Source organism: Streptomyces sp. NPDC055966 (assembly GCF_042269865.1).
Lineage (GTDB): Bacteria > Actinomycetota > Actinomycetes > Streptomycetales > Streptomycetaceae > Streptomyces.
On sequence record NZ_JBHJYK010000013.1, the window covers coordinates 86,928 to 112,201 of the forward strand.

At 69.6% G+C, this 25,274-nt stretch carries 21 protein-coding genes and 1 pseudogene; 6 read left to right on the forward strand and 16 right to left on the reverse strand.

Annotated elements, in window-relative coordinates; translation table 11 throughout:
* Nucleotides 1-16: 16 nt before the first annotated feature.
* The 8 genes from ACFC8N_RS26605 to ACFC8N_RS26640 all read right to left on the reverse strand — a co-directional run bounded on the left by ACFC8N_RS26605 (nt 17) and on the right by ACFC8N_RS26640 (nt 10,169).
* Nucleotides 17-832, reverse strand: a complete 816-nt coding sequence (locus ACFC8N_RS26605; RefSeq protein WP_376290399.1) for a carbohydrate ABC transporter permease — start codon at nt 830-832, stop codon at nt 17-19.
* The gene (locus tag ACFC8N_RS26610) at nt 829-1,758 is read right to left on the reverse strand and encodes a carbohydrate ABC transporter permease (RefSeq protein ID WP_376290402.1); all 930 of its coding nucleotides are present in this window, start codon (nt 1,756-1,758) and stop codon (nt 829-831) included. Before ACFC8N_RS26610 ends, ACFC8N_RS26605 begins: the two co-directional genes overlap by 4 nt.
* Nucleotides 1,730-2,983 (reverse strand): extracellular solute-binding protein, encoded by a 1,254-nt coding sequence (locus ACFC8N_RS26615; RefSeq protein ID WP_376290405.1) that lies wholly within the window; start codon nt 2,981-2,983, stop codon nt 1,730-1,732. Before ACFC8N_RS26615 ends, ACFC8N_RS26610 begins: the two co-directional genes overlap by 29 nt.
* 136 nt (nt 2,984-3,119) lie before the next feature.
* Nucleotides 3,120-3,884, reverse strand: a complete 765-nt coding sequence (locus tag ACFC8N_RS26620) for an alpha/beta fold hydrolase (RefSeq protein ID WP_376290407.1) — start codon at nt 3,882-3,884, stop codon at nt 3,120-3,122.
* A gap of 91 nt (nt 3,885-3,975) precedes the next feature.
* Nucleotides 3,976-6,723, reverse strand: a complete 2,748-nt coding sequence (locus tag ACFC8N_RS26625; RefSeq protein WP_376290408.1) for an AAA family ATPase — start codon at nt 6,721-6,723, stop codon at nt 3,976-3,978.
* 668 nt (nt 6,724-7,391) lie between these two features.
* The gene (locus tag ACFC8N_RS26630) at nt 7,392-8,633 is read right to left on the reverse strand and encodes an MFS transporter (RefSeq protein WP_356030819.1); all 1,242 of its coding nucleotides are present in this window, start codon (nt 8,631-8,633) and stop codon (nt 7,392-7,394) included.
* Between the two features lie 203 nt (nt 8,634-8,836).
* Nucleotides 8,837-9,178, reverse strand: coding sequence for a GNAT family N-acetyltransferase (locus tag ACFC8N_RS26635; RefSeq protein WP_376290411.1), 342 nt, complete (start codon nt 9,176-9,178; stop codon nt 8,837-8,839).
* Between the two features lie 10 nt (nt 9,179-9,188).
* A complete protein-coding gene (locus ACFC8N_RS26640) occupies nt 9,189-10,169 on the reverse strand; it encodes a pirin family protein (RefSeq protein ID WP_376290414.1) in 981 nt (326 codons plus the stop codon).
* A 124-nt stretch (nt 10,170-10,293) separates the two neighbouring features.
* Between ACFC8N_RS26640 and ACFC8N_RS26645 the strand changes: the two genes are divergently transcribed.
* Nucleotides 10,294-10,776 (forward strand): carboxymuconolactone decarboxylase family protein, encoded by a 483-nt coding sequence (locus tag ACFC8N_RS26645; RefSeq protein WP_376290417.1) that lies wholly within the window; start codon nt 10,294-10,296, stop codon nt 10,774-10,776.
* 27 nt (nt 10,777-10,803) lie between these two features.
* On the opposite strand, the gene ACFC8N_RS26650 is transcribed toward ACFC8N_RS26645, so the two are convergent.
* Nucleotides 10,804-11,529, reverse strand: coding sequence for an alpha/beta fold hydrolase (locus ACFC8N_RS26650; RefSeq protein WP_376290419.1), 726 nt, complete (start codon nt 11,527-11,529; stop codon nt 10,804-10,806).
* Nucleotides 11,530-11,824: 295 nt separating this feature from the next.
* Between ACFC8N_RS26650 and ACFC8N_RS26655 the strand changes: the two genes are divergently transcribed.
* The 3 genes and pseudogenes from ACFC8N_RS26655 to ACFC8N_RS26665 all read left to right on the forward strand — a co-directional run bounded on the left by ACFC8N_RS26655 (nt 11,825) and on the right by ACFC8N_RS26665 (nt 14,640).
* Nucleotides 11,825-12,661 carry an alpha/beta fold hydrolase gene (locus tag ACFC8N_RS26655; protein WP_376290422.1) on the forward strand — a complete coding sequence of 279 codons (837 nt, stop codon included), beginning with the start codon at nt 11,825-11,827 and terminating at the stop codon, nt 12,659-12,661.
* Between the two features lie 765 nt (nt 12,662-13,426).
* Nucleotides 13,427-13,539 (forward strand): annotated as a pseudogene (locus tag ACFC8N_RS26660) (4Fe-4S binding protein); the annotation flags it as partial.
* Between the two features lie 612 nt (nt 13,540-14,151).
* Nucleotides 14,152-14,640 (forward strand): GNAT family N-acetyltransferase, encoded by a 489-nt coding sequence (locus ACFC8N_RS26665; protein ID WP_376290425.1) that lies wholly within the window; start codon nt 14,152-14,154, stop codon nt 14,638-14,640.
* 438 nt (nt 14,641-15,078) lie between these two features.
* Here ACFC8N_RS26665 and ACFC8N_RS26670 read toward each other — a convergent pair whose 3' ends face one another.
* Nucleotides 15,079-16,299: an FAD-dependent oxidoreductase gene (locus tag ACFC8N_RS26670; protein ID WP_376290428.1), complete on the reverse strand. Its 1,221-nt coding sequence runs from the start codon at nt 16,297-16,299 to the stop codon at nt 15,079-15,081.
* Nucleotides 16,300-16,907: 608 nt separating this feature from the next.
* Entirely contained in the window at nt 16,908-17,645 is a 738-nt protein-coding gene (locus tag ACFC8N_RS26675) for an SDR family oxidoreductase (RefSeq protein WP_376290431.1), read from the reverse strand.
* Between the two features lie 219 nt (nt 17,646-17,864).
* On the opposite strand from ACFC8N_RS26675, the gene ACFC8N_RS26680 reads away from it, so the two are divergent.
* Nucleotides 17,865-18,689, forward strand: a complete 825-nt coding sequence (locus tag ACFC8N_RS26680) for a helix-turn-helix transcriptional regulator (RefSeq protein WP_376290434.1) — start codon at nt 17,865-17,867, stop codon at nt 18,687-18,689.
* 156 nt (nt 18,690-18,845) lie between these two features.
* On the opposite strand, the gene ACFC8N_RS26685 is transcribed toward ACFC8N_RS26680, so the two are convergent.
* The 4 genes from ACFC8N_RS26685 to ACFC8N_RS26700 form a co-directional block, all read right to left on the reverse strand.
* On the reverse strand, nt 18,846-19,442 hold the full coding sequence (locus ACFC8N_RS26685) for an SMI1/KNR4 family protein (protein WP_376290436.1): 597 nt from the start codon (nt 19,440-19,442) through the stop codon (nt 18,846-18,848).
* Nucleotides 19,443-19,920: 478 nt separating this feature from the next.
* Entirely contained in the window at nt 19,921-20,397 is a 477-nt protein-coding gene (locus ACFC8N_RS26690; RefSeq protein ID WP_356025792.1) for a (2Fe-2S)-binding protein, read from the reverse strand.
* Nucleotides 20,398-20,405: 8 nt separating this feature from the next.
* Nucleotides 20,406-22,661, reverse strand: a complete 2,256-nt coding sequence (locus ACFC8N_RS26695; protein WP_376290671.1) for a molybdopterin cofactor-binding domain-containing protein — start codon at nt 22,659-22,661, stop codon at nt 20,406-20,408.
* Nucleotides 22,662-23,059: 398 nt separating this feature from the next.
* Nucleotides 23,060-23,935 (reverse strand): sigma-70 family RNA polymerase sigma factor, encoded by an 876-nt coding sequence (locus ACFC8N_RS26700; RefSeq protein WP_376290439.1) that lies wholly within the window; start codon nt 23,933-23,935, stop codon nt 23,060-23,062.
* An 86-nt stretch (nt 23,936-24,021) separates the two neighbouring features.
* Between ACFC8N_RS26700 and ACFC8N_RS26705 the strand changes: the two genes are divergently transcribed.
* On the forward strand, nt 24,022-24,480 hold the full coding sequence (locus ACFC8N_RS26705; RefSeq protein WP_376290440.1) for a carboxymuconolactone decarboxylase family protein: 459 nt from the start codon (nt 24,022-24,024) through the stop codon (nt 24,478-24,480).
* 29 nt (nt 24,481-24,509) lie between these two features.
* Here ACFC8N_RS26705 and ACFC8N_RS26710 read toward each other — a convergent pair whose 3' ends face one another.
* Nucleotides 24,510-25,238 (reverse strand): response regulator transcription factor, encoded by a 729-nt coding sequence (locus ACFC8N_RS26710; protein ID WP_376290443.1) that lies wholly within the window; start codon nt 25,236-25,238, stop codon nt 24,510-24,512.
* Nucleotides 25,239-25,274: the final 36 nt, after the last annotated feature.

The following is a 25,274-nucleotide window of genomic DNA, read 5'->3' on the forward strand; positions in this document are numbered from 1 at the left end:
CGGACTGAGACGCCCCTCACGTGACGGCTCCGCCGGTGGCACCGGCGGCGACGTAGCGCTGAGCGACGACGAGCAGTACGGCGGCGGGGACGGACGCCATGACCGTGGTGGCCATGATGGCGTTCCACTGGTTGGTGTGGGCACCGATGTACTGGTAGATGCCCAGGGTGATCGGCCGAACGGTCTCCGTGGTGGTGAGTGTGAGGGCGAAGAGGAAGTCGCTCCAGGTGAAGAGGAAGGTGAAGACGGCGGCGGTGATCAACGCGTTCCTGCTCACCGGGAGCACCACGGAGCGGAAGACGCGCAGCCTGCCGGCGCCGTCCAGGTGCGCGGCCTCGATGATCTCCCTGGGAATGTTCCGCATGAACGCACGCAGAATGATGATCGCGAAGGGGACCCCCGCGGTGGAGTCGGCGAGGATCAGACCGACGTAGGAGTTCAGCAGCCCGAGGTCGCTGTAGGCGCTGTAGAGCGCGTTGGCCACGACGATGCCCGGCACCATCTGTGTGACCAGGATGCCGAGGAGCACGAGGTTGGTTCCGCGGATGCGGAGCTGGGCCAGCGCGTAGGCCGCCGGCGCGGCGAGCCCGAGGCTGAGCGCGACGCTGCCGAGGGCTACGACGAGGCTGGTGACGAGGTTGCGTCCCTGATCGCGCAGTGCGGTGGCGTAACCGCTGAAGTCCGGGTGGAAGGGGAACCAGTCTCCCCGCAGCGTGTTGCCGGTCGGCTGGAGGGAGGCGTTCACCATCCAGTAGACGGGAAACAGCATCAGCGCGAGCAGGACGACCCCGACGATGGTGGAGAGCCGGCCACGGCCCGGTGCGCGCTTCACGTGATCGCCTCTTCGACGTTCCGGGCGCGACGGTTGGCGCGCAGGTAGACGAGGGCGAAGGCGAGCGAGATGACGATGAGTACGTTGCTCGTCGCGGCGCCGCGCCCGAACTCGAACTGTTGGAAGGACAGTTCGTAGGACTGGGTGGCGAGGGTCTCCGTGGCGTCTGCCGGTCCGCCGCCCGTCACCACGAGGATGATGTCCAGCGCCTTGATCGTGTAGACCACGCCCAGCACCAGCACGACGCTCACCACGGGCCGCAGCAGTGGCCAGGTGACATGGCGGAACGACGTCACCGGGCCGGCGCCGTCCAGCTTCGCCGCCTCGTACAGGTGCGTGGGGATGTCCTGGAGACCGCCGTAGAGGATCGCGGTGTTGAAGGGGATCCCGATCCAGATGTTGATCAGGATCACCGACACCAGTGCCTGTGAGGTGCCGGTGAGCCAGGGGACGCCGGACGACGAGAGGTGGAGGGCGCGCAGCACCGCGTTGACGACTCCCGTGTCGGGGTCGAGCATCCACCTCCACGTCGCTCCGGAGACGACCAGCGGCAGCAGCCACGGCAGCAACAGGAGCGAGCGCAGAACGCCGCCGAGCGGGAAGCGGCGCTGGAAGAACAGGGCGAAGCCCAGGCCGAGGACGAACTGCCCGCACAGCGAGCCGGCGGTGAACAGGACCGTCGTCAGCAGGGACTTGGCGAACAGGTCCGAGGCCAGGATCTTCGCGTAGTTCTGCAGTCCCACGAACGGAGCGGCGCCCGTGTAGAACGTCGTGGTCGTGTACTGCTGGAAGCTCATCACGACGTTCTTGACGATCGGGTAGCCGAAGAACAGCAGCAGGTACGCCGCGGCCGGCACGAGGAACATCCACTGGGCCAGCCGCTCCCACAGGCGCGGGTCAGTTGCTGGTCGCGATCCGCTGCGCATGCCTGAGGGCTTCCTGCGGTGTCTGCTCGCCCGTGAGCGCGGACTGGATCGCGGTGTACATGCCGGTCGCCGCCTTGGGCCACCTGACGCCGAGTTCGCCGGTACGGGACCGTGCCGCTTCCACGCTCTTGGCGAAGGCGGCCATCGACGGGACCTGCTCGGCGTACTGTGCGGCCACCGCCGGGCGGGAGGGCACGGTGAAGTGCTGTTCGGCCAGGGCCAGCATGGTCGAGGAGCTGTTCAGGCAGGCGAGTACCCGGGCGGCCTTCTCCTGCCGGGCCCTGGAAGCGTTCTGCGGGAGCGTCCACACCTCGCCGCCGAGCGGTGTGACAGCGGTCTGCCCCGTCCGGGGGACGGGGATGGGGGCCACTCCCCAGTGCAGGTTCTTGTCCTTGTCCAGGGCGGGGATCCGCCAGGGACCGTTGATCATCATGGCCGTCCTGCCGGCGGCGAACTGATCGTGGACGTCGGCCTGTGTCCAGTTCAGCACCGACTTCGACATGGACCCGCTCCTCACCAGGTCGACCCACAGCTGAAGTGCCTGCGCCGCCTGCGGGGTGTCCAGATGCCTCTCGTCCCCGCCGTTGGACCACAGGAAGGGCAGGAACTGCCAGGTGCCCTCGAAGGTGGCGTTCGCGTCGACCGCCATGCCGTAGCGTCCGGGACGGGTCAGCCGGGCCGCCGCCGTCTTCAGCTCGTCCCAGGTCCTCGGTACGGCGACACCGGCCTTGGCGAGCATGTCCTCGTTGTAGAAGAGGGCGATCGTGCTGACGTAGGGGGCCAGTCCGTACACCTTCCCGTTGTAGGTGCCCGCCGACAGGATCCCCTTGGCGTAGCCGCCGGAGTCGACGCCGTACTGGCCCAGCGGGGTCAGCGCGCCGGTCTGTGCGATCTGCTGGAGGTCGGGGTTGTCCAGCATCAGCAGGTCGGGAAGGGTCCGGGACGACGCCCGCTGAAGGACCTTGGGGACGAGCGACGCCCCTGGAACGCTCGTCTGCTCGACCCGCACACCGGCGCTCTTGCCGCAGGAGTTGAGCACCTCGCCCCATTGGGAGTGTTCGGATTCGTCGGTGTAGTAGTCGAGCGCGGTGATGGAGGTGACCTTGCCCGGGGCGGACCCGGCACCGGTTTTGCCGCCGCACCCGGTGGCGGTGAGTACCAGGGCGATGGTTCCGGCCAGGAGGGCGGCGATCCGACGCGCAGGCGGTCTGGCCGGTGAGATCATGCTGGTGCCTTTACCGAGTGACGTGACGTCCGTGTGCGCGGTCCGTGTCGCGAGGGTGGGCGAACTGCAGGGGTGCCGTCAAGGCCGTCCATACCAGCAGCTTCCGTTCGCCTGCATGTTACAGGGTTTCACCTGCTCAGAAGGCCTGTCGAAGCACGTCGACGTCGCCGCGACCACGGCCCCGCTCGGCGGCTTCCCGGATCATCGCCGCGACGGCGGCGGGCTGCGAGAGCATCACGGCGTGCGAGCCGTCCAGTATGTGTTCGGTGGCCGCCATGCGCTGTGCCATGAAGCGCTGAGCGGTGGGGTTGAGCATCCGGTCGGCGGTCGCGATGGCGTACCAGGACGGCTTGGAGGCCCATGCCGGCGGGCCCGATCTGGAGGTCAGCGCCCTGTGGGCGATCGGACGTTGCGCCACGGACATCGCATCCTTCACGCGTGACGGCAGGTCGGCGCCGTACACCTGCGGGAACCGTTCCCTGCGGATGTAGAGCTCGCGGTCCGGGCCGCCGGGTAGCTGGGTGGGCAGGGCGGCGGTGATGGTCGCGTCGGCCACCGGCACGGGGGCGAAGCGGTGCGTGATGTCCAGGACGTTCTCGCCCGTGTCGAGGCCGAACCCCGCGACGTAGCACAGCGCCACGACGTTGTCGGCGTCGGTGGCGGCGTGGGTGATGACCGCGCCGCCGTAGTCGTGGCCGACCAGCACGACGGGGACATCGATGTCGCGCACCACACTCCTGATGGAGGCGGCATCCTGTGCCAGGCCGCGCAGCGGGTTCGCCGGGGCGCGCACGGTCAGTCCGGCGGTGTGGAGAAGGCTGATGACCCTCGCCCAGGACGAGGCATCGGTGAACGCGCCGTGCACAAGCACGATGGCCGGCTGTGGGGGGACAGGTGGCATGGCGGTGCCCTCCGATCGAGTTCGGTTCCCAGCCAAGTGGGTCCGGGTACGGCGGGCATCGCGCGAACGTACCAATCACCCGTGGCTCCGATCAGTTGTCGGGCAACGCCATGACCAGGTTGGCCAGCTGAACCCGGGAGTTGACCGACAACTTGCGGAAGACCGAGGTCAGGTGAGTGTTGACCGTGTGCGGGGAGACGACGAGGACGTCGGCGGCCGACCGGTTGGTGTGGCCGTCGGCGATCAGGCGCGCGACCTTCTTCTCCGAGGCCGTGAGGGCTCCCCATCCCTGGACGGGGCGCTGTGCGGTCGCAGCCCTGTGGCTGCCGGTCCCCGCACCGTCCAGATCGCGCTGCAGGCGCGCCGCCGCGGCGTGGGCGCCTGACTCGGCGAACGTGTCACGGGCCTGAGCCAGGGCGGCCACCGCCTGAGGTCTGCGGCCCGCCGTCAGGAGCGCCTGTCCCAGATCGGCGCAGGCGGCGGCCCGGACCAACGGGCGAGAGCCTGCCCTGAGGAGCTCCACGGAGTGTTCGAGCATGGCGAGATCGTTTTTCACGAGCCCGAGGGCCTGTGCCGCGATGCCCGTGGCGGTCGGCACGGCAGGGTTGCGCGCGGCGTGGGCCCCGGCCTGCGCTGCCAGGTCCTCGGCGAGCTCGTGCTCGGCGCCGCGCAGGGCCATGCGTATCGCGCAGTCGACCCAGTCGCGCAACAGCCGCCAACGCATGAAGGTACCTTCCTGCTGTACCTGCCGGATCTTGTCGACGGCGAGCCCGATGTCCCCGTCGGCCTCTGCGTGGACCGCCTCCAGGAAGCGCACCGCGGCCGTGTTGCCCGGGTTCGGTTTGACCACCAGTCGTTCCCGCGCCGCGACCAGGTGCTCCCGCGCCGCTTCCCGGTCGCCGCGCAGCAGGGCGATCCGGGAGCGGATCACGCGACCGTTCACCTGCTGGACGGGTGTCTGTACGTCGTCTTCCAGGCGCTCCATGGTCGCGAAGTCGGCGTCGGCGTCATCGATCCGGCCGAGTCCCAGGTCGTACTGACCCTGCGCCCACAGCATCATCGCCTGACGCATCGACCCGGTGTCGTCCGCTGCCCGCAGGAGGAGCCGTTCACCGGACGCGAAGTCGTCCACGTGCAGGTGCGCGACGATCTCTTCGGGAAGGAAACCGGAATCGAGGGCGCTGAGCGCGGCAAAGCGCCCCAGCGCGACCGCGTTGTCACCCGCGTTCTGCGCGATCTCGCCGAGCCCGGACAGGGCCAGGACGTGCGCCTCCCGGTCACCGGTCGCGGTGGCGGCCCGCAGCGCGGTCTCACCGGCCTCACGCGCCGCGACAAGATCACGTCCCCGGGACAGAGCCAGCGCCCGCAGGGCGGCCAGCCTCGCCGCGACCTCCGGGGCCGCGCCCCCGATTCCGAGGGCCGATTCGGTCCGGCGACGCAGTTCCTCGGCGAGATCCAGGTTCCACAGCGTCCCGCCGAGGGCGGCCTGCAACCGGCTGAACACCTCCAGCGGCGGTCGGGAGGCCAGCAGCCGGTCGCCGACGGACAGCGCCTCTCGGTTCCTGCCGGCCCGGGTCAGGAAGAGGATCGCCTGCTCACCCGTGTCGAACCTCAGCGACCCTGCGGACGGCGCCAGTTCCAGGGCGCGCGTCATGAGGTCGGCCGCGAGGCCGGGCGTGACCGGCAGCACGTCCTCGGCGGCTCGCCGCAGCAGTGCCACGCACTCCTCGTCCCCGGGCAGGGCGCCCCTGAGGATGTGCGGCACCGCGTCGGTCGGGCGGCGGCCCGCGGAGACGAGGTGGCCGGCGGCCTCGCGGTGCAGAGCCTTCCGGGCCGACGGCGGGATGTCGACGTAGACGGCCTGGCGCAGCAGATCATGCCGGAAGACCAGATCGTCGCCGTCGTCGTCCAGAAGTCCGGCGCGGATCGCCTCCTCCAGCGCAGGGATCAGCGTGGCGGGCGGTTGGCCGTACAGCGCGGCTGCGTCATGGAAGCCGAACCTGCGCCCCAGCACGGCTCCCATCTGGAGGAAGCGCAGGGTGCTCGGCTGCAGGGATCTGAGTCGGCCGCGCACACCCACCACAAGTGTGGAAGGCACCAGATCACCCGAGGCCTCGGCGGTACCCAGTCCCGTGAGCATCTCGACCGCGAGAAACGGGTTCCCTCCAGCCCCGTCGAGCAGGTCACGGACCCGCTCGTCGACGGCTGCCCCCAGGGTGTCGTCGGCCAGTTGGCTGATGGCCGCGCAGGACAGCGGCCCCAAGGACACAGTGACCGTCGGGAGCGTGCCGGCCGCGGCTGTGACGATCTCTTTCGCCGGCCCCGTGGGATCCGGTCGCCCGGCCAGCATCCACAGGACCGGCGAGGTGCGCAGGCGTGCCGGAAGCTGCTTCAGGGCGAACCGGCTCAGCGGGTCGGCCCACTGCACGTCGTCCAGGGCGATCAGGACCGGCACCCTGCCGGCTCTGGCTTCGATCGCCTCCGCGAGGCGCTCCACCAGCCAGATCCGCTGATCCTGATTCCGCGCGAGATCGGCGAAGTCGACGCCGGACAGCAGTGGCTGGTCGCCGTGCAGGACGCTGGCCGCCAACGACGACAGCGGCACGATGTGATGCAACTCGTCGGCCTTGCCGAGGCCGACCGAGAATCCCGCCGCCCTGGCCCGGGAGACGGCCTCGGTGAGCAGCGTGGTCTTGCCGATGCCGGGTTCCCCTTGGAGCAGGGCCAAGGCGCCGCTTCCGGTGCGGGCCACCGAGGCGATCAGTGCCTGAAGCTCTCCGAGCTCGCGCTCTCGGCCGCGCAGACCGCTACGGGACAGTGAGCCGTTCGACCCCGACACCTTTGCCCCTTTCTGTCCTTACTCGCCTGCCGATGACCGGCTCGGCGCTCCCGCGAGTTGTCCGGTCACGTGGAAACGCGGGAGGGCGCCTGTGGAGTCCCGCAGGTCGCCGCTCCCCACGAGCCCACCGTGCGTCGCCTCATCGTCGCAGGTCAAGCCCATCGTCTTCGAGTACTTCGCCGCTGAGGGCGCCCGGTCGTGCTTCTCGCTGCAACGGGGAGCGTGGCGGAGGTCACCCGGCGTTATGCGATCGGTCCCCTCTGGAGTCGGGACAGGCCCGTCGACCACGGGTGACGTGGCGGACGACGCAGCGCCGCCGCGAGTGTCATGCCACTGGCTCGGAGGCAAGCCGTACGCGGTGTCGAAGAGCCGTCCCCAGCAGCCCGCCTGGTGACGAGGGTGGCCACCAGGCCGGTGATGTCGCGAGCCAGTCGGTCGGCCACGCGCTCGGGGCAGTCCGGTGAACTCGGCGGTCTTTCCGCCCTGTTGCGGCACAGCTCCGGCGTCCCCCACGACGGTGTACAGGCAGAGCCCCATCTGCCGTTCGCGTCTCCCGCCTTCCCTCCACCCAGGCGGACGCGCTGCTGGGCGCCCTGGAGTCCAGGCCACTCGCGGCCGGCTGAGGGACAAGCCGACCGCGGGCTGAGCCCGACCTGCGCGGACCAGAGTTACGGGCCTGCCGGGCTCGGCTCTGCTGCCGCTCCCCTGCGACGTTCGGTGGTCCAGTAGAGGAGGGCGACGAGGGGGAGGGCGGCACCGAGTGCGGTGAGGCCGGTCCAGCCTCCGGCGTGGTAGACGACCGATCCGAGCTGCGATCCGACCGCGCCGCCCACGAAGAACATGGCGATGAAGGCGCTGTTGAGGCGGGCGCGGGCGGCGGGGTCGAGCTGGTAGACGGTGTGCTGGCCGAGTATCAGGGTCGTCTGTACGGCCATGTCGACGACAATCGCTGCCAGGGCGATCAGCACGACGCTGTGTCCGCCGAACCCGGCGAGTGCGAAGGCCAGGGCGGCGGCCCCGAAGGCGATGCCGGTGATGGGGCGGACGAGCCCCCGGTCGGCCCAGTGCCCGGCGAACGGGGCGATGGCCGCTCCGGCCGCGCCGACGAGGGCGAACACGCCGACCCCGACGGGGGAGTAGTGGAAGCGGGGGCCGGTCAGGACGAAGGAGACGGTGGTCCAGAAGGCACTGAAGGCGCCGAACATCGCCGCCTGGTAGAGGCCGCGGCGCAGGAGTGCGGGGTGCGTGCGCACCAGCCGGACGGTGGAGCGCAGTACGTGGTGGTACGGGATGGTCGTGGTCGGCGCGTGCTGCGGCAGGGCGGCGCGCAGGGCCACGGCCAGCACGGCCATCAGGGCGGCGGAGCCGAGGAAGACGACGCGCCAGCCGGCGACGTCCGAGACCAGGCTGCTCAGCGTGCGGGAGAGCAGGATGCCGGTGAGAAGCCCGCTCATCACCCGGCCGACGATGCGGCCGCGGGCGTGGTCAGGAGCGAGGCCGGCGGCGAACGGCACGAGGATCTGGGCGACGACCGAGGTGGCGCCGCTGACCAGCGAGGCGATCAGCAGCATGGGGAAGCTGGTGGCGACTCCCGCCGCCACGAGGGCGAGGGTGGTCACCGCCAGCAGGACGGTGACGAGATTGCGCTTCTCCAGCCGGTCGCCGAGCGGGACGAGGAAGAGCATGCCGATCACGTACCCGACCTGGGTGAGAGTGATCAGTGCCCCCGCGGTGGCCGTGCTGGTGTGGAAGACACCGCTCAGCGAGGACAGGAGGGGCTGGGCGTAGTAGAGGTTGGCGACCGTCATGCCGGAGGCGACGGCCAGGAGCGCGACCAGCCACCCCGGCACGCCGTGCGGGGCCGTTGCCGTCGCGGGCCGCGAGGTCCTGAGTTCGGATGATGCGGACATGTGCACCTTCTTGGCGGGGCGAGCCGGGAGACCGGCGCGGGCGGTAGTGCCGTGGATGGCCGGCAGCTTCCTCGATGCCGTCACGCAGGCGTAAGCGTCGGCGCGCCCCGGGTGCTTCCCCGTCTGAGGCGATGGTTCGGGATGTCAGTCATCTCCAGCAGAGATGGGCGAGCTTACGGAGCCCGTACTGCCGGTGCCCCGGGTCAGCGCGCCAGCTCGGTCTCCAGCCATCGCAGGACTTCGGGGGTCACCGGGTCGGCCAGGTCGGCGAACTCGTCGTGCTTCCTGAGGAACTTCGCCACGTAAGGGCAGACCGGCACGATGCGTTTCCCGGCGGCACGTGCGTCGGTCAGGGCCTGCTGGACGAGGACCGAAGCCAGGCCCTGCCCGGCGAAGGCGTCGTCGATCTCGGTGTGGTAGAAGACGCGCTGGTCATCGTGGTCGCGGTAGGCGGTGAGGCCTGCGGTGCTGCCGTCGACCAGTATTTCGTACCGGTGCCTGGCATCCACACGCTGGACGGTCGGAGCGGCGGCGGGCTGTGTCATCGTGAGCCTTTCAGGGGCGTGTCGGGTTCTTGCGTGGCGTGAGGGTGGCATGTGGAAGGGCGGGCGCGGGAAGGCGGTGGCCGTCGTAACCTTCGACGCTGCCGAAGCGGTCGGACGCGATTTCCCAGGCTTCCCTGGCGTCGACGATGTCCTGGTGGCTGCGGCCGATGAAGTTCCACCACATGACGATCTGCTCCTCGAACGGCGTCCCGCCCAGCAGCACCACCCGGGCGGGAGTGTCCGACTCGTTCGTCAGCGTCAGGATGTCGCTTCCGGTGCCGAGGCAGCCGAGTTCCGCCGGGGCCAGGAGTGTTCCGCCCATGCGGATCTCCCCTTGGTCGACGAGCAGGCCGTGCTCGAAGGCGGCATCCACCGGGAGTGCGGTCGTCGAGCGCGGGTCGAGGACGAGTTCGGCGCCGAGCAAGGGCGTGAACGTCCGGACGGGGGACGTGTCACCGGCGAGGGATCCCAGGAACACCCTGATGTCTGCCCCGCCCACCCGAACCGGGTTCGGCACGTGGTGCTGGAAGTCCCGGTGCGTGTTCCGGTGTTGTTCCGGCAGAGCCACCCACAGCTGGACGCCGTGCAGGATCGTGGTGCCGGCGGTGGAGACCTCCGAGTGGCTGATGCCGTACCCGCCCGTCATGAGGTTCAGCTCGCCGGGCCGTACGAACGCGTGGCTGCCCAGGCTGTCGCGGTGCTCGATCTCTCCGCTGAACAGCCAGCTCACGGTCTGCAGACCGGTGTGCGGATGGGGAGCGACGTCCATGCCGCCGGTGTCGGCGACGTCGTCGGGTCCGTAGTGGTCGATGAAACACCAGGCGCCGATCAGCGTCCGCGCCCGCTGCGGCAGCGTGCGCCGCACCGTCATGGCTCGTGGCCCGCCCAACGGGACGTCCCGCGGGGGCAGCACGTCGACCTGCGGCGTGGCCGCACCGTGTGCGGCGGCACCGCAGCGCACTGCGGCCGGATTCGTCTCGACGTTGCTCATCGAAGGCCTTCCCGCATCCCAAGGTGATTTCATATTCAACAATCATGCCTGATAGTAAGTCCGTGTCCCCCTACACGCACGGCACGGCGAGCAAGGGCCGGGAGCGGCCTCGAAGGAGCCCACGTTGAGTGACACCACAGCACAGCCTGTGAACCGGCGGGTCTTGATCGACAAACGGAGCCCCAAGGCCTACCAGGCACTGGTCGAGACGGCCGATGCGGTCCGGGCGGTCGCTGCCGAGGCAGGGCTGGACCGCGGTCTGGTGGAACTGATCAACCTCCGTGTGTCACAGATCAACGGCTGCGCCTACTGTCTGAACGTGCACACCAGGGCCGCGCTGCGCGCCGGGGAGACCACTCAGCGTCTGGGCGTGCTGGCTGCCTGGCGCGACACCGAGCTGTTCACGGAGCAGGAGCGTGCGGCCCTCGCCCTGGCGGAGGCGACCACCGAACCCGCTGACGCCGCCGCGCAGGAGAGCGCCTACGACAGCGCTCGCCAGTTCCTCGACGACGACGAGATATCCGCGGTGATCTGGGTGGCGATCACCATCAACGCGTTCAACCGCGTCTCCGTCCTGAGCAAGCACCGTGTCCGCAGGACCCCTTGACAGCCGGTTCCCGAGCTCCGAATCGGCTCACTGGGCGGTGGCCCGGACGGCCTCCTCGATCAACTCGATGACGCGCTCCGGGTGGGCGAGCATCACCAGGTGCGAGGAGTCGACCTCGACCGTGGTCATGCCGGCACGCGTGTAACCGTAGCGCTCCACCTCGGGGTTGATGGTGCGATCGGCCGTGGCGACCAGACCCCAGGAGGGCTTGGTCTTCCACGCCGCCTTCGGCGCCTTCTCCGCGAAGGCCTGTGCGGCCAGGGGACGCTGGGAGACGGCGAGGACGGCCGCCAGGTCGGGATCGACATCGGCGGCGAAGACGGACGGGAACTTGTCGATCTCGACCGACACGTCGGTGCCAGAAGTGGTGGAGCCGTCGATCGGGAACGGCGTGTGGACGAGCGCGCCGGCGAGGTCGGAATCCGGGAAGCCGCCCTGCAGCTCGCCCAGGCTCTCGCCCTCCTCCAGGGCGTAGCCGGCCAGGTAGACCAGCGCTGTGACGTTGTCCTCCGCACCGGCGACGGTGATGACGGCGCCGCCGTAGGAGTGCCCGACCAGGACGACGGGACCGGGTATTCCACGGACGATCGAGGCGATGTAGGCGGAGTCGCCGAGCAGACTGCGGTTGGGTACCGCCGGGGCCACGACATCCAGGTCGCGGGCGATCAGTTCGGGAATGACGCGGGCGAAGCCGGACGCGTCGGCGAAGGCGCCGTGGACCAGCACGACGGTCGGGCTGCCGGAACGGGACAAGGCACAACTCCCTGTGGGTGTCGGTCGTGGTGATCGGCTGGTGCGGGCCGCGGGCTCGAACAGCACACTAGGGGCCGCCGGCGGGGGCGCCTTGTCCGCCGGTGCACCGTCTGTGGTCCGTCCGCGCCTGTCAGGGGTGCGGGCACTCGTCTTCTTCCTGCTCTTCCTGGCACTTCCAGGCAAGCAGCGATGCACTGAAGGACAACAGGCGGCGAGACGTCCGCCCTAGCGTGACGACATCCCGTGCCGCGCATGCCGCGAACACGCCAGTCACTCCGGAAGAAGGAACGACACCTTGCCGTACATCACCGTGGGCCAGGAGAACTCCACCACCATCGACCTCTACTACGAGGACCACGGCACCGGGCAGCCGGTCGTCCTCATCCACGGGTTCCCGCTCGACGGCCACTCCTGGGAGCGGCAGAGCGCCGCGCTGCTGGACGCCGGCTACCGTGTGATCACCTACGACCGCCGCGGCTTCGGACAGTCCAGCCAGCCGACCACCGGGTACGACTACGACACCTTCGCGGCCGACCTGAACACCGTGCTGGAGACCCTCGACCTGCGAGACGCCGTCCTGGTCGGCTTCTCCATGGGCACCGGAGAAGTCGCCCGGTACGTGTCCACCTACGGTTCCGCCCGGGTCGCCAAGGTCGCCTTCCTGGCCTCGCTGGAGCCCTGCCTGCTCAAGACCGACGACAACCCCGACGGGGTCGCCCCGAAGGAGTTCTTCGACGGCATCGTCGCGGCCGTCAAGGCGGACCGCTACGCGTACTACACCGACTTCTACAAGGACTTCTACAACCTGGACGAGAACCTCGGCACCAGGATCAGCGAGGAGGCCGTGCGCAACAGCTGGGACGTCGCCGCGGGCGGCGGCTTCTTCGCGGCGGCCGCCGCGCCGTCGACCTGGTACACCGACTTCCGCGCCGACATCCCGGCCATCGACGTGCCGACCCTGATCCTGCACGGTACGGGCGACCGGATCCTGCCCGTCGAGGGGACCGCGCGCCTGTTCCACAAGGCCCTCCCGTCCGCCGACTACGTCGAGATCGAGGGCGCCCCGCACGGCCTGCTGTGGACCCACGCGCAGGAAGTCAACACGGCACTCCTGACCTTCCTGAGCAAGTGACCTCCCGCCGCAGGCCCGCCCCGGCGGGCCTGCGGTCAGGGTGAGGTGCGGCTCCTTCTTCCGGGTGGCGGCGGGCAGCAGGAACACCGTCAGCCACTCTCGCTGGTCGATCAACTCCCGCGTCCTGCGGGAGACATGGGTGTTCAGCCGGCCCCACGCCAGCACGATCGGCTGGTCCCACATCAGCACGATCGGCGCCTTGATGAGGTGGTGGACGCCGTCGATCAGCGCGATGAAGCCCTGCTCGCCCATACTGCGCCGCTTGCCCTTACCCGCCGGGTGACAGACCAGCCGGTGAAACAGCCGGGTGCGCGATCCGGGCCGTATGGCGATCATCCAGGCCACCGACAGGCGCCCTGAGCGCCGTCCGCTCACCGTCACGACCTGCGTGTGGCCGCGCCGGCCCCAGGTGCGCTCATGGGGCGGTCTGCGGGTGAGCTCCGCCTCGTCCTCGTAGCAGATGTATCCCCCGCAAGGCCGCCCGAGACGCTGTAGGCGACGTGGAACTTCCGGCCGATCCACGTGACCACCCGCGCGGAGGTCTCTATCTGGTCCTCCACCCAGCCGTGCACGGCCGCCCCCTCGTCGAGGTACGCGGTGAGCTTGACCAGGCACCGCGGCGACAGGCGGCACGCCGCAGGGCTTCGGACCCGGTGGTCGCTGGAGAGTCCCTGACGGTGGGCCTCTTGTGTCGCACCGCGCGGTATTGCCCGGCTGTTGGCTCGCTGGTCATCGGACCGCGCCCAGAGACAGGTGCGAGCCGTCATGGCCATCAAGATCACTGAAGATTGCATCGACTGTGGTGCCTGCGAGCCCGAGTGCCCGAACGAGGCGATCAAGGCGGGGATCAGATCTACGTGATCGACCCCTGCGCCTGCCAGCCACTTCCGGAAGTGAACTTCCGCATGCGGACTCTCAGCGTGCCGAGCGGTCATGCCCAGCACCTTGAGCGGAGCGCCCAGCAGCTTCTTGGTCTGCTGGTGGTCCAGCGGAAACGCATCGCTGACCCGCGCACATGGCAGCCACGGACAGCTCGTCGGAGTCGTTGGCCCGGGAACGGTCCGGATCTTGCATGGCCCGGGGCGGCCGCTCGGCGTCAGACAGTGGTCGGGCCTGTGGCGACTGCTTGTGCTCTCGGTCGGACATCGGCGTCGGCCACACTGCCCTGCGCGCTGAAGCCCGCACGCTGCTACCGCAGGGCGACAATCCGCCGACCCTGGCCGCAGGCGCTGGCCAGGATCCTGACCGGACGGTCCCACTTGGCACATGTCGTAAAAGCCGTCCAGGGGCGTCCAGCTGGCTCAGTGCGGGCGTGTATGTCCAGGTCAGGGCCTTGCGCAAGGGCAGCGTCCAGGGGGTCGGTGATTCCTGTGTGAGGGATGGTGATACGGCGACGCCCGCCAGAAGCCGTTCCGACGGGACCATCCGCGTGGAGCCTGAGCACCTGGCCTGCCGCAGGACGGCACTCCCCGGTGCGACATACTCTTCCGATGAGTTCACGCACTTCCCCGAGCAGCCGGCCGATCGCCATACGGAGGGCAGTCGCGCGGGATGCCAAACGGCTCACGCGGCTCGTGCGTGGCTCAGCCGCCTACGAGGGTAAGTACGCGGCCGCAGTGGCGGGCTACCGGGTCGGGCCTGATTACATCGAAGCCCACCGCGCCTTCGTAGCCGTCGGCGCCGACGAGGATGGAGGCCGGGTCCTCGGGTTCTACTCGCTCGTCCTCGCTCCACCGGAGCTGGACCTGCTGTTCGTCGCCGACGAAGCGCAAGGACGTGGCATTGGGCGGCTGCTCGTCGCGCACATGCAGTGCGAGGCCCGTGCCGCCGGGCTCGACCGTGTCAAGGTCGTGTCGCATCGTCCCGCCGAGGACTTCTATCTCCGCGTCGGTGCCGTACGGACCGGGACCGCGCTCGCGAACCCGCCCGCCGTGCCGTGGGACCGTCCCGAATTCGAGTTTCGCATTCCTTCGGAATGACGCGGTGCCGGCTCGCAGGGCACCGGCTACGCCTGCATGGTGGGCCGGCATGCAGGAGCCGCTGCACGCCGCGCGCTCCGCGTGTGCCGTCGTCTCTGCCTGCCCTCCGCGAACGCCGAAGCGGTTGCCCAGGCGGCTACCGAGAAGCAACAGGCCGTCGACGGCGAGTGCGCAGACGGTCACGATCCACTGGCGGTCGCCGCTGGAGAACCCGAGGGTCTGCTGCGCCTATGTCATGGTGATTCGTTCCGGTGACCGTGCGTGCGTCGGGCACGGCGATGTGCAGGACGCCGGGTGTGCGGGTTGCCGGTCTGTTCTGCGTGAGTGTCGCGGACGCTCGGGGTTCGCCCCTGGGTCCGGCATTCCCCGGTGGCGGAGCCAGGGCCTGGCCCGCCACCGGTTCGTGCGGTTGGGCGTGCCGTCGGGCGCCGAACCGGCCTATGCCCGTGCCCGCGGGGAGGGCAGCGGGTTCTGGCCCACCAGGCGGTGGCCACGGGCGGCCGAGTCACGCACGGCGTCGAAGCCGTACCCGAGCATCTCCTCCTCGTAGGCATGGAGGGCCTCGTCGAGCGGCCGACCCCCGGCAGCCTGGACGAGGCGGTCGGTCAGGACACGGGCGTCACGCAGTGCCGTGTTCGCGCCGACGCCGATGGCGGGGCTCATGACGTGGATGGCATCGCCCAGCAGGGTGACCGCGGTGGTCTCCCAGGCGGCGACGGGCACACTGGTCCGCACCGAGACCGGGAAGATCGAGGCGGCGTCCTGCCGGGACACGGCCTCGACCAACCGCGGGTGCCAGCCTTGCACCAGGGACAGCGTCAGCGCCTGTAGTTCCCCGCCGCTCATGGTGAACAGCTCCGCGTCGCTGCAGGGGAACTGCTCCCGGCGAGCGCCGAAGACGCACGTGAGGTAGTCGCTGTCGTCGCTGAGCTCGATGCCGGGGGCCAGCCGGGTTGTCACCTGGTGCATCGGTTCGCGGTACTGCACGGGGGCGAGTCCGACGAAGCGCCGGTACGGGCCGACCACGGTGGTCCACAGTCCGAGCAGTTCGGGCGGGAGCAGGGAGCGGGCCTCGTTGCGGGCGAAGGGGATCTTGCCGTAGAGCAGCCGCAGTCCGGCGTCGACGACCTGTGCCTCGGGCAGGTACTGCTTGCGGACCGCCGAGTTGACCCCGTCGGCACCGATCAGCACGTCGCCGCGGGCACTGGTGCCGTTGGCGAAGTGGGCGGTCACCGAACCCGAGGCGTTGATGTCGTAGCGGGCGAGCCGGGCGCCGTAGTGCACCGCCTTGTCCAGGCCGGACAGCAGGATCTGGCGCAGCGTCATCCGGTTGACCGCCAGGTTCCCGTTGCCGGGCAGGACCGGTACGGGCGGGAGTTCCTGGGCGTGCAGCAGGTCGAGCCGGTGGTCGAAGGTGTCCATGCGCGGGCCGGGGGTTCCTGCGGTGGCGGCGAAGACCTCGTACATCGGCGGCGTCAGCAATGCCTTGAGGGCGGTGATGCCGTCGGAGTTGATCCGGATGCGGTAGCCCTGGTTGCGGAAGGCCGGGCCGGGGTCCTTCTCGTAGACGGCGACGCTGATCCCCGCCTGGTGGAGCCCCTGTGCGAGGGCCAGGCCACCGAGCCCGCCCCCGGCGATGATGACGTGCAGATCCGGCACAGTCGTGTCCCTTCTCGATCATGAAACGAAAAGGGACGCACCGGACGTGCCTCAACGGGCACTGTACGAGCGACTGTTCGCCATCCGGACTACCTACCGGACCGTGACTTTCGTACGTCCGCCAAAAACGCTAGCACAGGCTCCCCGGCCGGCACCGGGGCGCGTCGACACCTGACAGGCCGCCGCGAGGCAAGCGGCGAGCTCAGCCGTCCGACCGCAGGTGGCCGACGGAACGGCACGCCGTCCGCGGCCGGAAACGGGTCAGGTCCGCAGGCCGGAGTCGGCGCGGAGGGCGCTTCGCACCCTTTGCAGCTCGCGTTCTCGGTTGAGCCGTCGGTCGCACTGACCGGCCGGACTCGGCGTTCGGCACATCGGCCTCCAACGCAACGGAGCCCCGGGAAAGGCCGGCGCCCCGCCACGGGGCCGACTTCCAGATGCGGGTGGAAGGCCGCGAGCGACGCGAACGCATCTGGTTCGTTGTAGTGCCTGCGCAGGACCACAAGCGGCCTGCCCGGACTGAGGAAGAGCCCTCACTCAAGACGAGCTGCGCCCTCCGTCGTTTCCACTCGGGCATGCCACCCAGCTCACAGGCGGAAGGGCGGGGGAGGTCAGCTCTGGGCGGCGGGCCGGACGACGATCTCGTTCACGTCGACCGCTGCAGGCTGTTCGATCGCGAAAGCGATGGCCCGGGCGATCGCGTCGGGCGGGATCGCGATGTCGTCCCGCATCTTCGTGATCTCCGCTCTGACCTGGCTGTTGGTTGACGCCTCGGCGAAGTCGGTCGCAGTCGCACCAGGTGAGACGGTGGTCACCCGCAGGGAGTCGCCGGCTTCCTGGCGCAGCCCTTCGCAGATGGCCCGGACCGCGAACTTGGTGCCGGCGTAGACGGCCATGGTCGGCACGATGCGAAACGCGGCCGTGGAGGCGATGGTGATGAAGTGGCCGGTTCCCTGCGCCCGGAAGACCGGCAGCGCGGCGCCGATCCCGTGCAGGACGCCCTTCACGTTGACGTCGACCATGTGGTCCCACTCGTCGACGCGCAGATCGTCGAGAGGCGAGATGGTGCCGACTCCGGCGTTGCTGACGAGTACGTCGAGTCGGCCGAAGCACTCACCGGCCAGCGCGACCAGGGCCCGCAGGTCGTCCCGCCGGGTCACGTCGGTGCGGATGTGCACGGCCGTGCCGCCTGCCTTCTCGATCCGGGCCACCAGTTCCGCCAGGCGTTCGGACCGGCGTGCGCCGAGGACGAGTCGCGCGCCGCGTTCGGCGAGCAGCAGCGCGGTCGCCTCGCCGATGCCGCTGCTGGCTCCCGTGATCGCCACCACTTTGCCCTTGAATCCGGACATGAGTTGCCCTCTCCATCCTCGGCACCGGGGCCGGGGTGCCGAGGGGCAGCGGGTCCTGGAGGAGCGTGACGGAAGCCGCTGCGCACTGGACGGCCGGGTGCCGGTGTGACCGTGTGAGGCCGTCGGCAGTGCCTCGGCCCGTGCTCGCACACCAGTCTCCGCCCCGCTTAGTCTGGTATCCAGAACGTGTTTATTCTGGAACTGGAGACACCACCCGCCATGCACATGCAGCCGGACCGACGCCGTCAGCTGAGTGAATTCCTGCGCAGCCGGAGAGAGCGCCTGACCCCTGACGAGGTGGGCCTGCCCCGGACCGGCCGCCGCCGGACCCCGGGACTTCGCCGAGAGGAACTGGCACTGCTGGCCGGGATCAGCGCCACCTGGTACACGTACCTGGAACAGGGACGGGAGATCGGCGTCTCCGAACAGGTGCTCAACGCCCTCGCCGCGGCGCTGCGGCTGGACCGGCACGAGCGCGATCATCTCCTTCAGCTCGCCGGTCACGCGCCCGTGGCCGAAGCCGAGGAACCCGAGCCGCTCACGGCCGAGGCCGGGGCCGTCCCCCTGTTGCTCCAGCCGAACCCGGCGTACATCATCGGCGGCACCTATGACGTCCTCAGTCACAACCAGGCAGCCCACGAGCTGTTCCCCAGGCTCATCACTGAGGAGGACCGGCCCGCCAACTTCGTCCGCTGGGTGTTTCTCGAACCGGTGGCCCGGGACGTTCTGGTCGACTGGGAAACCGAGGCACGCGGCCTGCTCGGCCGACTTCGCACGCTGGCGACACGCCATGCCGGCGACCCTCGGTACACCCGACTGATCGAGGACCTGAACGGGGGCAGCCCGCAGGTGCGGGAGTGGTGGCCGCAGTACGAGGTGCAGGCACGGCACAGTGGTCGGAAACGGCTACGACACCCCCAACGGGGAGCGATCGATTACGCGTACACCGCTTTCCACCTGGCCGAACAGCCGGAGCAGACGCTGGTCGTCTACTTCGACAGCAGCGAACCGCCCGAAGGGGGCGCAGTCGTGACCGGCCAGTGAAGGAGGAGGTCGGCGGCGGTATCGGCGCTCACGGTACGGCGGCAGAGGGCCGGCGGCTGCGCGCCGAGCAACAGATGAAGATGAGGGGGCCGGGTTTTGGTGGAGTTCGGGGACATGCCCGCCCCAACGACGAGGTCCGTCGCGGGGCCGCTCCGTCTAAAGCGGCTCGAAGCTCGGCTGGACGGGGCCAGTCTCTCCGGCGGCGACCAGTTCTTCAAGGTCCTCCGGCTCCAGGTACTCCAGGGCTTCCGGCTCGATGCCGTGGTAGCGGTCCATGTCGAGCAGCCGCCGCACAAACGCGAGCGCGAAGGCCGAGAACGGCCCGTCCAAGGTCTCGCAGCCCTCTTCATGGACCATCGTGACGACCTTCCACCGGTCCGGGTCCGAGCCGCAGGGCAGGAAGAAGTGCTCGTCACCACTGTGGTCGTACCCCCACGAAATCAGTCCACCGGGTTCGGGGTGAAAGGGGTACGGGAGATGTTCGGAGTCCCCCATGCTCAGGGATCTGTCTCGACGCTCAGTGAACATCTGGTGCGTCCTGCGCATGCGCTCCAGCAGCGGACTTGATCCGTGCGGGTGGAAGACAACGAGCTCACCGGAGATGGACCCGCTGCCGTAGGCGTTGAGGAACGTCTTGAAGTCGCTGGGCAAAGCGGAACCTACGTATTGCTCGACTTCGTTCCAGTCGTCCGGGTTGGATGGCCGGCCGACGGGCGCGCCCAGCAGGGCCTGCAACTCGTCCAACGAGGACATGCACGGCTCCAAGACTGGTCAGCGGGGATCTGCGCCGCCAACCTAGCCGCGCCAAGCCGATGGGTCGAGTGGCTCAAGCCTGCCGTCAGGCTGCTTGCCGGCACTCGTTGACGAGGCCGCCGAGTAGTTGAGCGCGGCGCCCATGCTGCGGGACTGCTCGTCATGACCGCGAAGGACATCAACTCGCGCTCCACCGGATCCTCGCTCCATCGGAAGGACTTCAGTCCGCGCACGACGAGAAGCGCCGCGTTGCCCGCGCGGTACTGCAGGGAGGTGCGCATGTCGAGGAGGCCGACCTCCTGCAGGGCATCGGGCTCCCGCAGCGGATCCCGGTCGACGGGGTCCGCCGACGCGCCGTCGGCGGCGCCGGTGAAAAGATCTTCGATACATAGGGATCGGAATTGCAGAGCCGGTCGACGAACGACACGCGGAGCCTGGGGGCGGTGAACCGCGCGGCGAGTTCCGGCACGGCGCCGCCTCAGTATTTCTTGGCGCCGGCCACGATCGCTTCCCGGATGCGGTGGTACGTGCCGCACCGGCAGACGTTGCGGATCTCGTCGAGGTCGGTCTCGGTGATCTCCCGGCCCTCCTCGCGGGCCTGGCGGACCTTGGCCACGGCGGTCATGATCTGGCCGGGCTGGCAGTAGCCGCACTGCGCCACGTCGTGCTCCAGCCAGGCCTCCTGCATGGGGTGCAGATCCTTGCCGACGGTGGCGGGCAGGCCCTCGATGGTGGTGACCTCGTCGTCCGGGCCGAGCGCGCCGACCGGCACCGAACAGGGGTTGAACGCCTTGCCGTTGATGTGGCTGGTGCAGGCCTGGCAGACGCCCAGCCCGCAGCCGTACTTCGGTCCGGTGACCCCGAGGACGTCTCTGAGTACCCACAGCAGCCGGACGTCGTCCTCGATGTCGACGGTCACCCGCTTGCCGTTGAGGATGAAGGTGTGTTCGGGCACGGCAACTCCTAGAAGGCGCGGTTGAGTCCGTCGGTCGGGGACGCGGGGATCGGCGGGGTGGTGGGCAGCGGCTCGAAACCGAGCGGTCCGGCGTGGTTGATCGGGAAGCTCGTCGGCATGGTGCCGGTGGCGCGGCCGTAGGCGCAGGCCACGGCCGCCGCCGCGGCCGCCACGGCCAGTTCCCCGGCGCCGCCGGGCCGCCCGGTGGTCGGCGGCATGACGACGATCTCCAGCTCGGGCGGGACGTTCCACTGCCGGGTGTAGAAGTAGTTGTCCCAACTGCCTTCCAGGAAGTGCCCGTTGTCGAGGTGGAGGCCGGAGCTGAGGATGATCGCGATCCCGTCCATGATGCCGCCCATCATCTGTGCCTGAAGGCCCTGCGGGTTGACCGCCAGGCCCACGTCGACCGCGCACACGACCTTGGTGACTCGGGGACCGGTGCAGGCGTCGCGGACCTTGCGGCCGGTGGTCTGCGGGCGGCAGTCGATCTCGGCGAGGACGGCGACACAGGCGTGGTACTCGGGATGCAGCGCGATGCCCTGTGCCGTGCCGGCGGGCATGCTCCGGCCCCAGTTCCCGACGTCCGCCACCTTGTCGAGGACGGCCCGCACCCGCTCGTCCTTCACGAACTCGCGGCGGAACCGGTACGGGTCCTTGCCCATCCGCCCGGCCAGCTCGTCCACGACCAGCTCCTGCGCACAGCGGACGTTGGGCGAGTAGATGTTGCGCATGGAGCCGGTGTTGAAGCCCTTGTCGGTCTCGCTGAGCAACTGGGTGACGACGCCGAAGTTGTACGGCGTCTGCTGGCTGAGGGCGAAGATCGTCTCGGAGAAGGCCAGATCACCGACCGGCAGCCGCGCGGCCTCGGAGGTGATGATCTCGCCGACCCCGTGGCCGAAGTCGGTGGCGACGGAGGTGTGCCGCTGGTCGTAGGTGAGCACCTGGCCGAGGGCGTAGGCGGCGCGCACCCGCGAGGTGGCCATCGGGTGGGCGCGGCCCTGCCGGAAGTCGTCGGTGCGGTGCCACATCAGCTTGACCGGCTTGCCCATCGCCTTCGAGACCTCCGCGGCCTCGGCGGCGGCGTCGTGGAAGAGCTTGCGCCCGAAGGAGCCGCCGCCCTCGGTGACATGGACGGTCACCGCCGGAACGGGCAGCCCCAGCTTCAGCGCGATCTCCTCCTGGGCGACGATCGGGGACTTCATGCTCCCCCAGATCTCGGCCGAGTCCTTCCGTACGTCGGCGATGGCGCAGTTGGTCTCCAGCGCGCTGTTGCTCGCGAAGTGGAAGGTGAACCGGGCATCGACCGACTTGGTCAGCAAGTCCAGTGCGGGGAGCGGAAGTTCTGCCCTTGTCAGCTCGTCGCGGATCGTGGTGTCGGAGGCGTTCTCGGCACTGCCCGGCCCCCAGGAGACCCTCAGCGCGCGCACGGCGTCGATGCACTGGCCGAAGGTACGGCCGCGGACGGCGACCCCGGTGGAGACGGCCACGACATCGGTGATGCCGGGCATGTCCCGCACCTCGGCGAGGTTGTCGACCGAGCGCACGGTGCCGTTGATCGTCGGCGGTCGGCACACCATCGTCGGCAGGGCGTCAGGGACGTGCAGGTCCATGGCGAACTTCTTGCGACCGGTCACCGCTTCGACCGCGTCGACACGTCGCTGAGCGGTGCCGATCACCTTGAACTCCGCCGGTTCCTTGAGCGCCACCGACACCCGGCCAGTCGTCACCGCCGCTGCCCTCGCGGCCAGTTCACCGTAGGTGAGACTGCGGCCGGTGGCCGTGGAGGTGATGACACCGGCCTTCGCCGTCAGGGTGCCCAGGGCCTCGCCGAGTTCCAGGGAAGCGGCCTTCAGCAGCCGGCCCCGGGCCACGGCGGCGGCGACGCGGATCGGCGTGAAGGTGGAGATCGTGGTGTTGGAGCCGCCGGTGAGCTGGTTGAACAGCAGCTCCGGCCGCGCGTCCGCGAGTGTGACCCGGATCCGCTCCAGCGGCAGGTCCAGTTCCTCGGCGATCAGCATGGCGCTGGACGTCGTGATGCCCTGCCCGACCTCCGCCCGGGGCAGCGCGAAGGACGCCGTGCCGTCGGCGTCGATCCGGATCGTGATCAGGTCGGCCGTCGGCAGCGTCGCATGGGTCAGCATGTCGTTGAGGTCGTAGATCTCCGCCGGACCCGGCAGGGACGGGACGACCGCCGCCGCCTCGTCCGGCGCGAGCACCGCCTCACCGAGTTCGGCGGCCACGGTCAGCGTCGAGGCGGCCAGCACGTAGCCGAGGAACCTCCGCCGCCCGAACCCGGCCGCCGCGGGTTCCTGCCCCTGCCCCCGTCGTGCGGAGTGGGTCTCCCTGTCCGTCAACTGTCCTCCCGGCGGCGCATGTTGCCTGCCTTCACCACAGCTCCTCGCGGTGCATCCTGTCCCTGTACCCGCTTGAGGATCTCCCTGGCGGCGACCACCGGCAAGACCTTCGTAGCGCTGCACCCGCCCCCGACGGCGACGTGGCCGCAGGTCTCACGTGATGTCCTTCAATCCGCCATGCCTTGCGCACACAGGGCTGTGCAGGCCATGGCCAGGCCCGTCATGCGCACCGGCTCCGATCTCCGGCCGGGCACGTACGGCGGCGTCGTCGAGCGCTCCGCGTATGCGCGGCCTTCGCCGGTGGGGAGTCACACCGGGACCGGCAGGTCCATGAGCGCGAGTTTCGCCGGGTCGGTCACGGCCGTGATCTCGGTGATGCGGCCGTCGGCGACGGTGAAGGCCAGGAGGGAAAGCGGGGTGCCGTCCTCGCTCCAGGAGAGGACGCCGGGGCGGCCGTTGACGGTCGCCGCATGTCCTCGGGCCGCGCTGCCGGCCACTCGCGCGCGGCTGGCGACTTCGGTGGCCCCGAGCGTGACGAACGTGCCGTTCGGGGTGTGAACGGTGAACGTCACTTCGGGATGGAGAACCTGAAGCAACTGCTCGAACCGGCCGTCGCGGGCTGCGGCCAGGAAGGCTTGCACCACCTCGCGTTGCTGTCGTCCGGCGCTTGCCGGCTGCTGGGCGGCCCGTACCTTCCTGCGGGCGCGGCTGGCGAGCATTTTGGTCGCGTCGGCGGACTTGCCGACAATGGTGCCGATCTCCGCGAAGGGCACGGCGAACACGTCGTGCAGTACGAACGCCAGTCGTTCGTCCGGGCGCAGCGATTCGAGGACCGTGAGGAGCGCGAGGCCGACGGAGTCTCCGATTGCCGTGAGGTCTTCCGGAGCGGGAGCGTCGTCGAGCATGACGGTGAATTCGGGTAGCCGGTCGTCGAAGGAGACTTCTGGGCGCGTCCGGCCCGAGCGCAGGACATCGAGGCTGATGCGGCCGACCACGGTGGTCAGCCAGCCGCCGAGGTTGTCGATGGTGTCGGTGTCCTGGCGGGACAGACGCAGCCACGCCTCCTGGACCACGTCTTCCGCGTCGGCATGTGATCCGAGCATGCGGTAGGCGACGGCGCGGAGCCGGTCACGGTGGGACTCGAAGGCATCGGCGATCGGGTCCGCGGGATGAGTGCCGGCCATGGTGTTACCTCCGTGGAAGCTGCTCCGTCATAGGGATGACGCGCACAGGCGCCGCAACGTAACCCGATGAAGGGGAGCACTCCCACATGGAGAACCGGCTCAAGAACAAGAACACGAACAACCCCGATGTGTGGACCGCGATCCAGCACCTCCAGAAGGCGATCGCCGCCGGAGGCGTCACCCCGAAGCTGCTGGCGCTGGTCCACCTGCGCGTCAGCCAGATCAACAGTTGCTCGGCGTGCGTCTACGCCAGTGTCTCCGGGGGGAAGAAGGCCGGTGACACCGATGAGCGGCTGCACAACGTGGCGGCGTGGCGTGAGGCGCCGTTCTACACCGACGCGGAGCGCGCGGCACTGGCGCTGGCCGAGGCCGCCACCCGGTTGCAGGACGGTGCGCCGGGTGTCACCGACGAGATCCGGGAAGAGGCCAACACTCATTTCACCGAGGAGCAGATCGGCGCGATCAACCTGGAGATCGCGTTGACCAACTTCTTCAACCGGATCAACCGCACCATCAAGGAACCGGCCGGCAAGACCTGGGGCTGAGCCCAGCGTGGCTCTCACCCACCAGCCGGTCACGGATCCAGGCGGTAGCCGTGGCCTCTGAGTGTGGTGATGCGGGGTAGGTGGCCGGGGCCGGGGGCTGTTCCGGCGGCGTCGGTGAGGCGGCGGCGGAGGGCGGCCATGGTGACGTCGAGGGTCTTGGTGGAGCCGAACCAGTTCTCGTCCCAGACCTCGGCCATCAGGGTCTCGCGGGAGACGGCCTCGCCCACGTGCCGGGCGAGAAGGGCGAGCAGCTCGAACTCCTTGAGACGCAGGGGGAGTTCCGTGTCGTGCAGGTGGCAGCGGCGTGCCGCGGGGTCGATGACGAGGTCGCCGAGGTGGATCGGCTGGTCGGTGACCGTGGTGACGGTCCGGCGGCGCAGGTGAGCGCGGAGGCGGGCCAGCAGGACGGTGAGGCTGAAGGGTTTGACCAGGTAGTCGTCGGCGCCGGCGTCCAGGCCGGCGATGATGTCGATGTCGTCGGTGCGGGCGGTGAGGACGACGATCAGCAGGTCCCGGAAGCGGGCGCGCAGGGTGCGGGCGACGTCGAGGCCGTCCATGTCGGGCAGGCCGAGATCCAGGAGCAGGGCGTCGTAGGGGGCGCGGTCTGCTTCGGCGAGGGCGGCGGTGCCGGTGCGGCTCCAGGCGGTGGTGTAACCGTTGCCTTGCAGTCCGGACTGGAGATGGTGGCCGATGACGTCGTCGTCCTCGACCACGAGAACCCGGAAGCGGCCGTTGTCGGGTGCGGTGGGCGTGCCCATGGCCGTCAGGGTAGACACGTCGGTCGTCGCGCGCTG

Coding starts and splice junctions, on each gene's coding strand:
- ACFC8N_RS26615 (WP_376290405.1), bottom strand. CDS start 2,983: ATGATCTCACCGGCCAGACCGCCTGCGCGTCGGATCGCCGCCCTCCTG.
- ACFC8N_RS26710 (WP_376290443.1), bottom strand. CDS start 25,238: ATGGGCACGCCCACCGCACCCGACAACGGCCGCTTCCGGGTTCTCGTG.
- ACFC8N_RS26700 (WP_376290439.1), bottom strand. CDS start 23,935: ATGGCCGGCACTCATCCCGCGGACCCGATCGCCGATGCCTTCGAGTCC.
- ACFC8N_RS26680 (WP_376290434.1), top strand. CDS start 17,865: ATGCACATGCAGCCGGACCGACGCCGTCAGCTGAGTGAATTCCTGCGC.
- ACFC8N_RS26630 (WP_356030819.1), bottom strand. CDS start 8,633: ATGTCCGCATCATCCGAACTCAGGACCTCGCGGCCCGCGACGGCAACG.
- ACFC8N_RS26705 (WP_376290440.1), top strand. CDS start 24,022: ATGGAGAACCGGCTCAAGAACAAGAACACGAACAACCCCGATGTGTGG.
- ACFC8N_RS26610 (WP_376290402.1), bottom strand. CDS start 1,758: ATGCGCAGCGGATCGCGACCAGCAACTGACCCGCGCCTGTGGGAGCGG.
- ACFC8N_RS26685 (WP_376290436.1), bottom strand. CDS start 19,442: ATGTCCTCGTTGGACGAGTTGCAGGCCCTGCTGGGCGCGCCCGTCGGC.
- ACFC8N_RS26640 (WP_376290414.1), bottom strand. CDS start 10,169: ATGAGCAACGTCGAGACGAATCCGGCCGCAGTGCGCTGCGGTGCCGCC.
- ACFC8N_RS26635 (WP_376290411.1), bottom strand. CDS start 9,178: ATGACACAGCCCGCCGCCGCTCCGACCGTCCAGCGTGTGGATGCCAGG.
- ACFC8N_RS26620 (WP_376290407.1), bottom strand. CDS start 3,884: ATGCCACCTGTCCCCCCACAGCCGGCCATCGTGCTTGTGCACGGCGCG.
- ACFC8N_RS26665 (WP_376290425.1), top strand. CDS start 14,152: ATGAGTTCACGCACTTCCCCGAGCAGCCGGCCGATCGCCATACGGAGG.
- ACFC8N_RS26675 (WP_376290431.1), bottom strand. CDS start 17,645: ATGTCCGGATTCAAGGGCAAAGTGGTGGCGATCACGGGAGCCAGCAGC.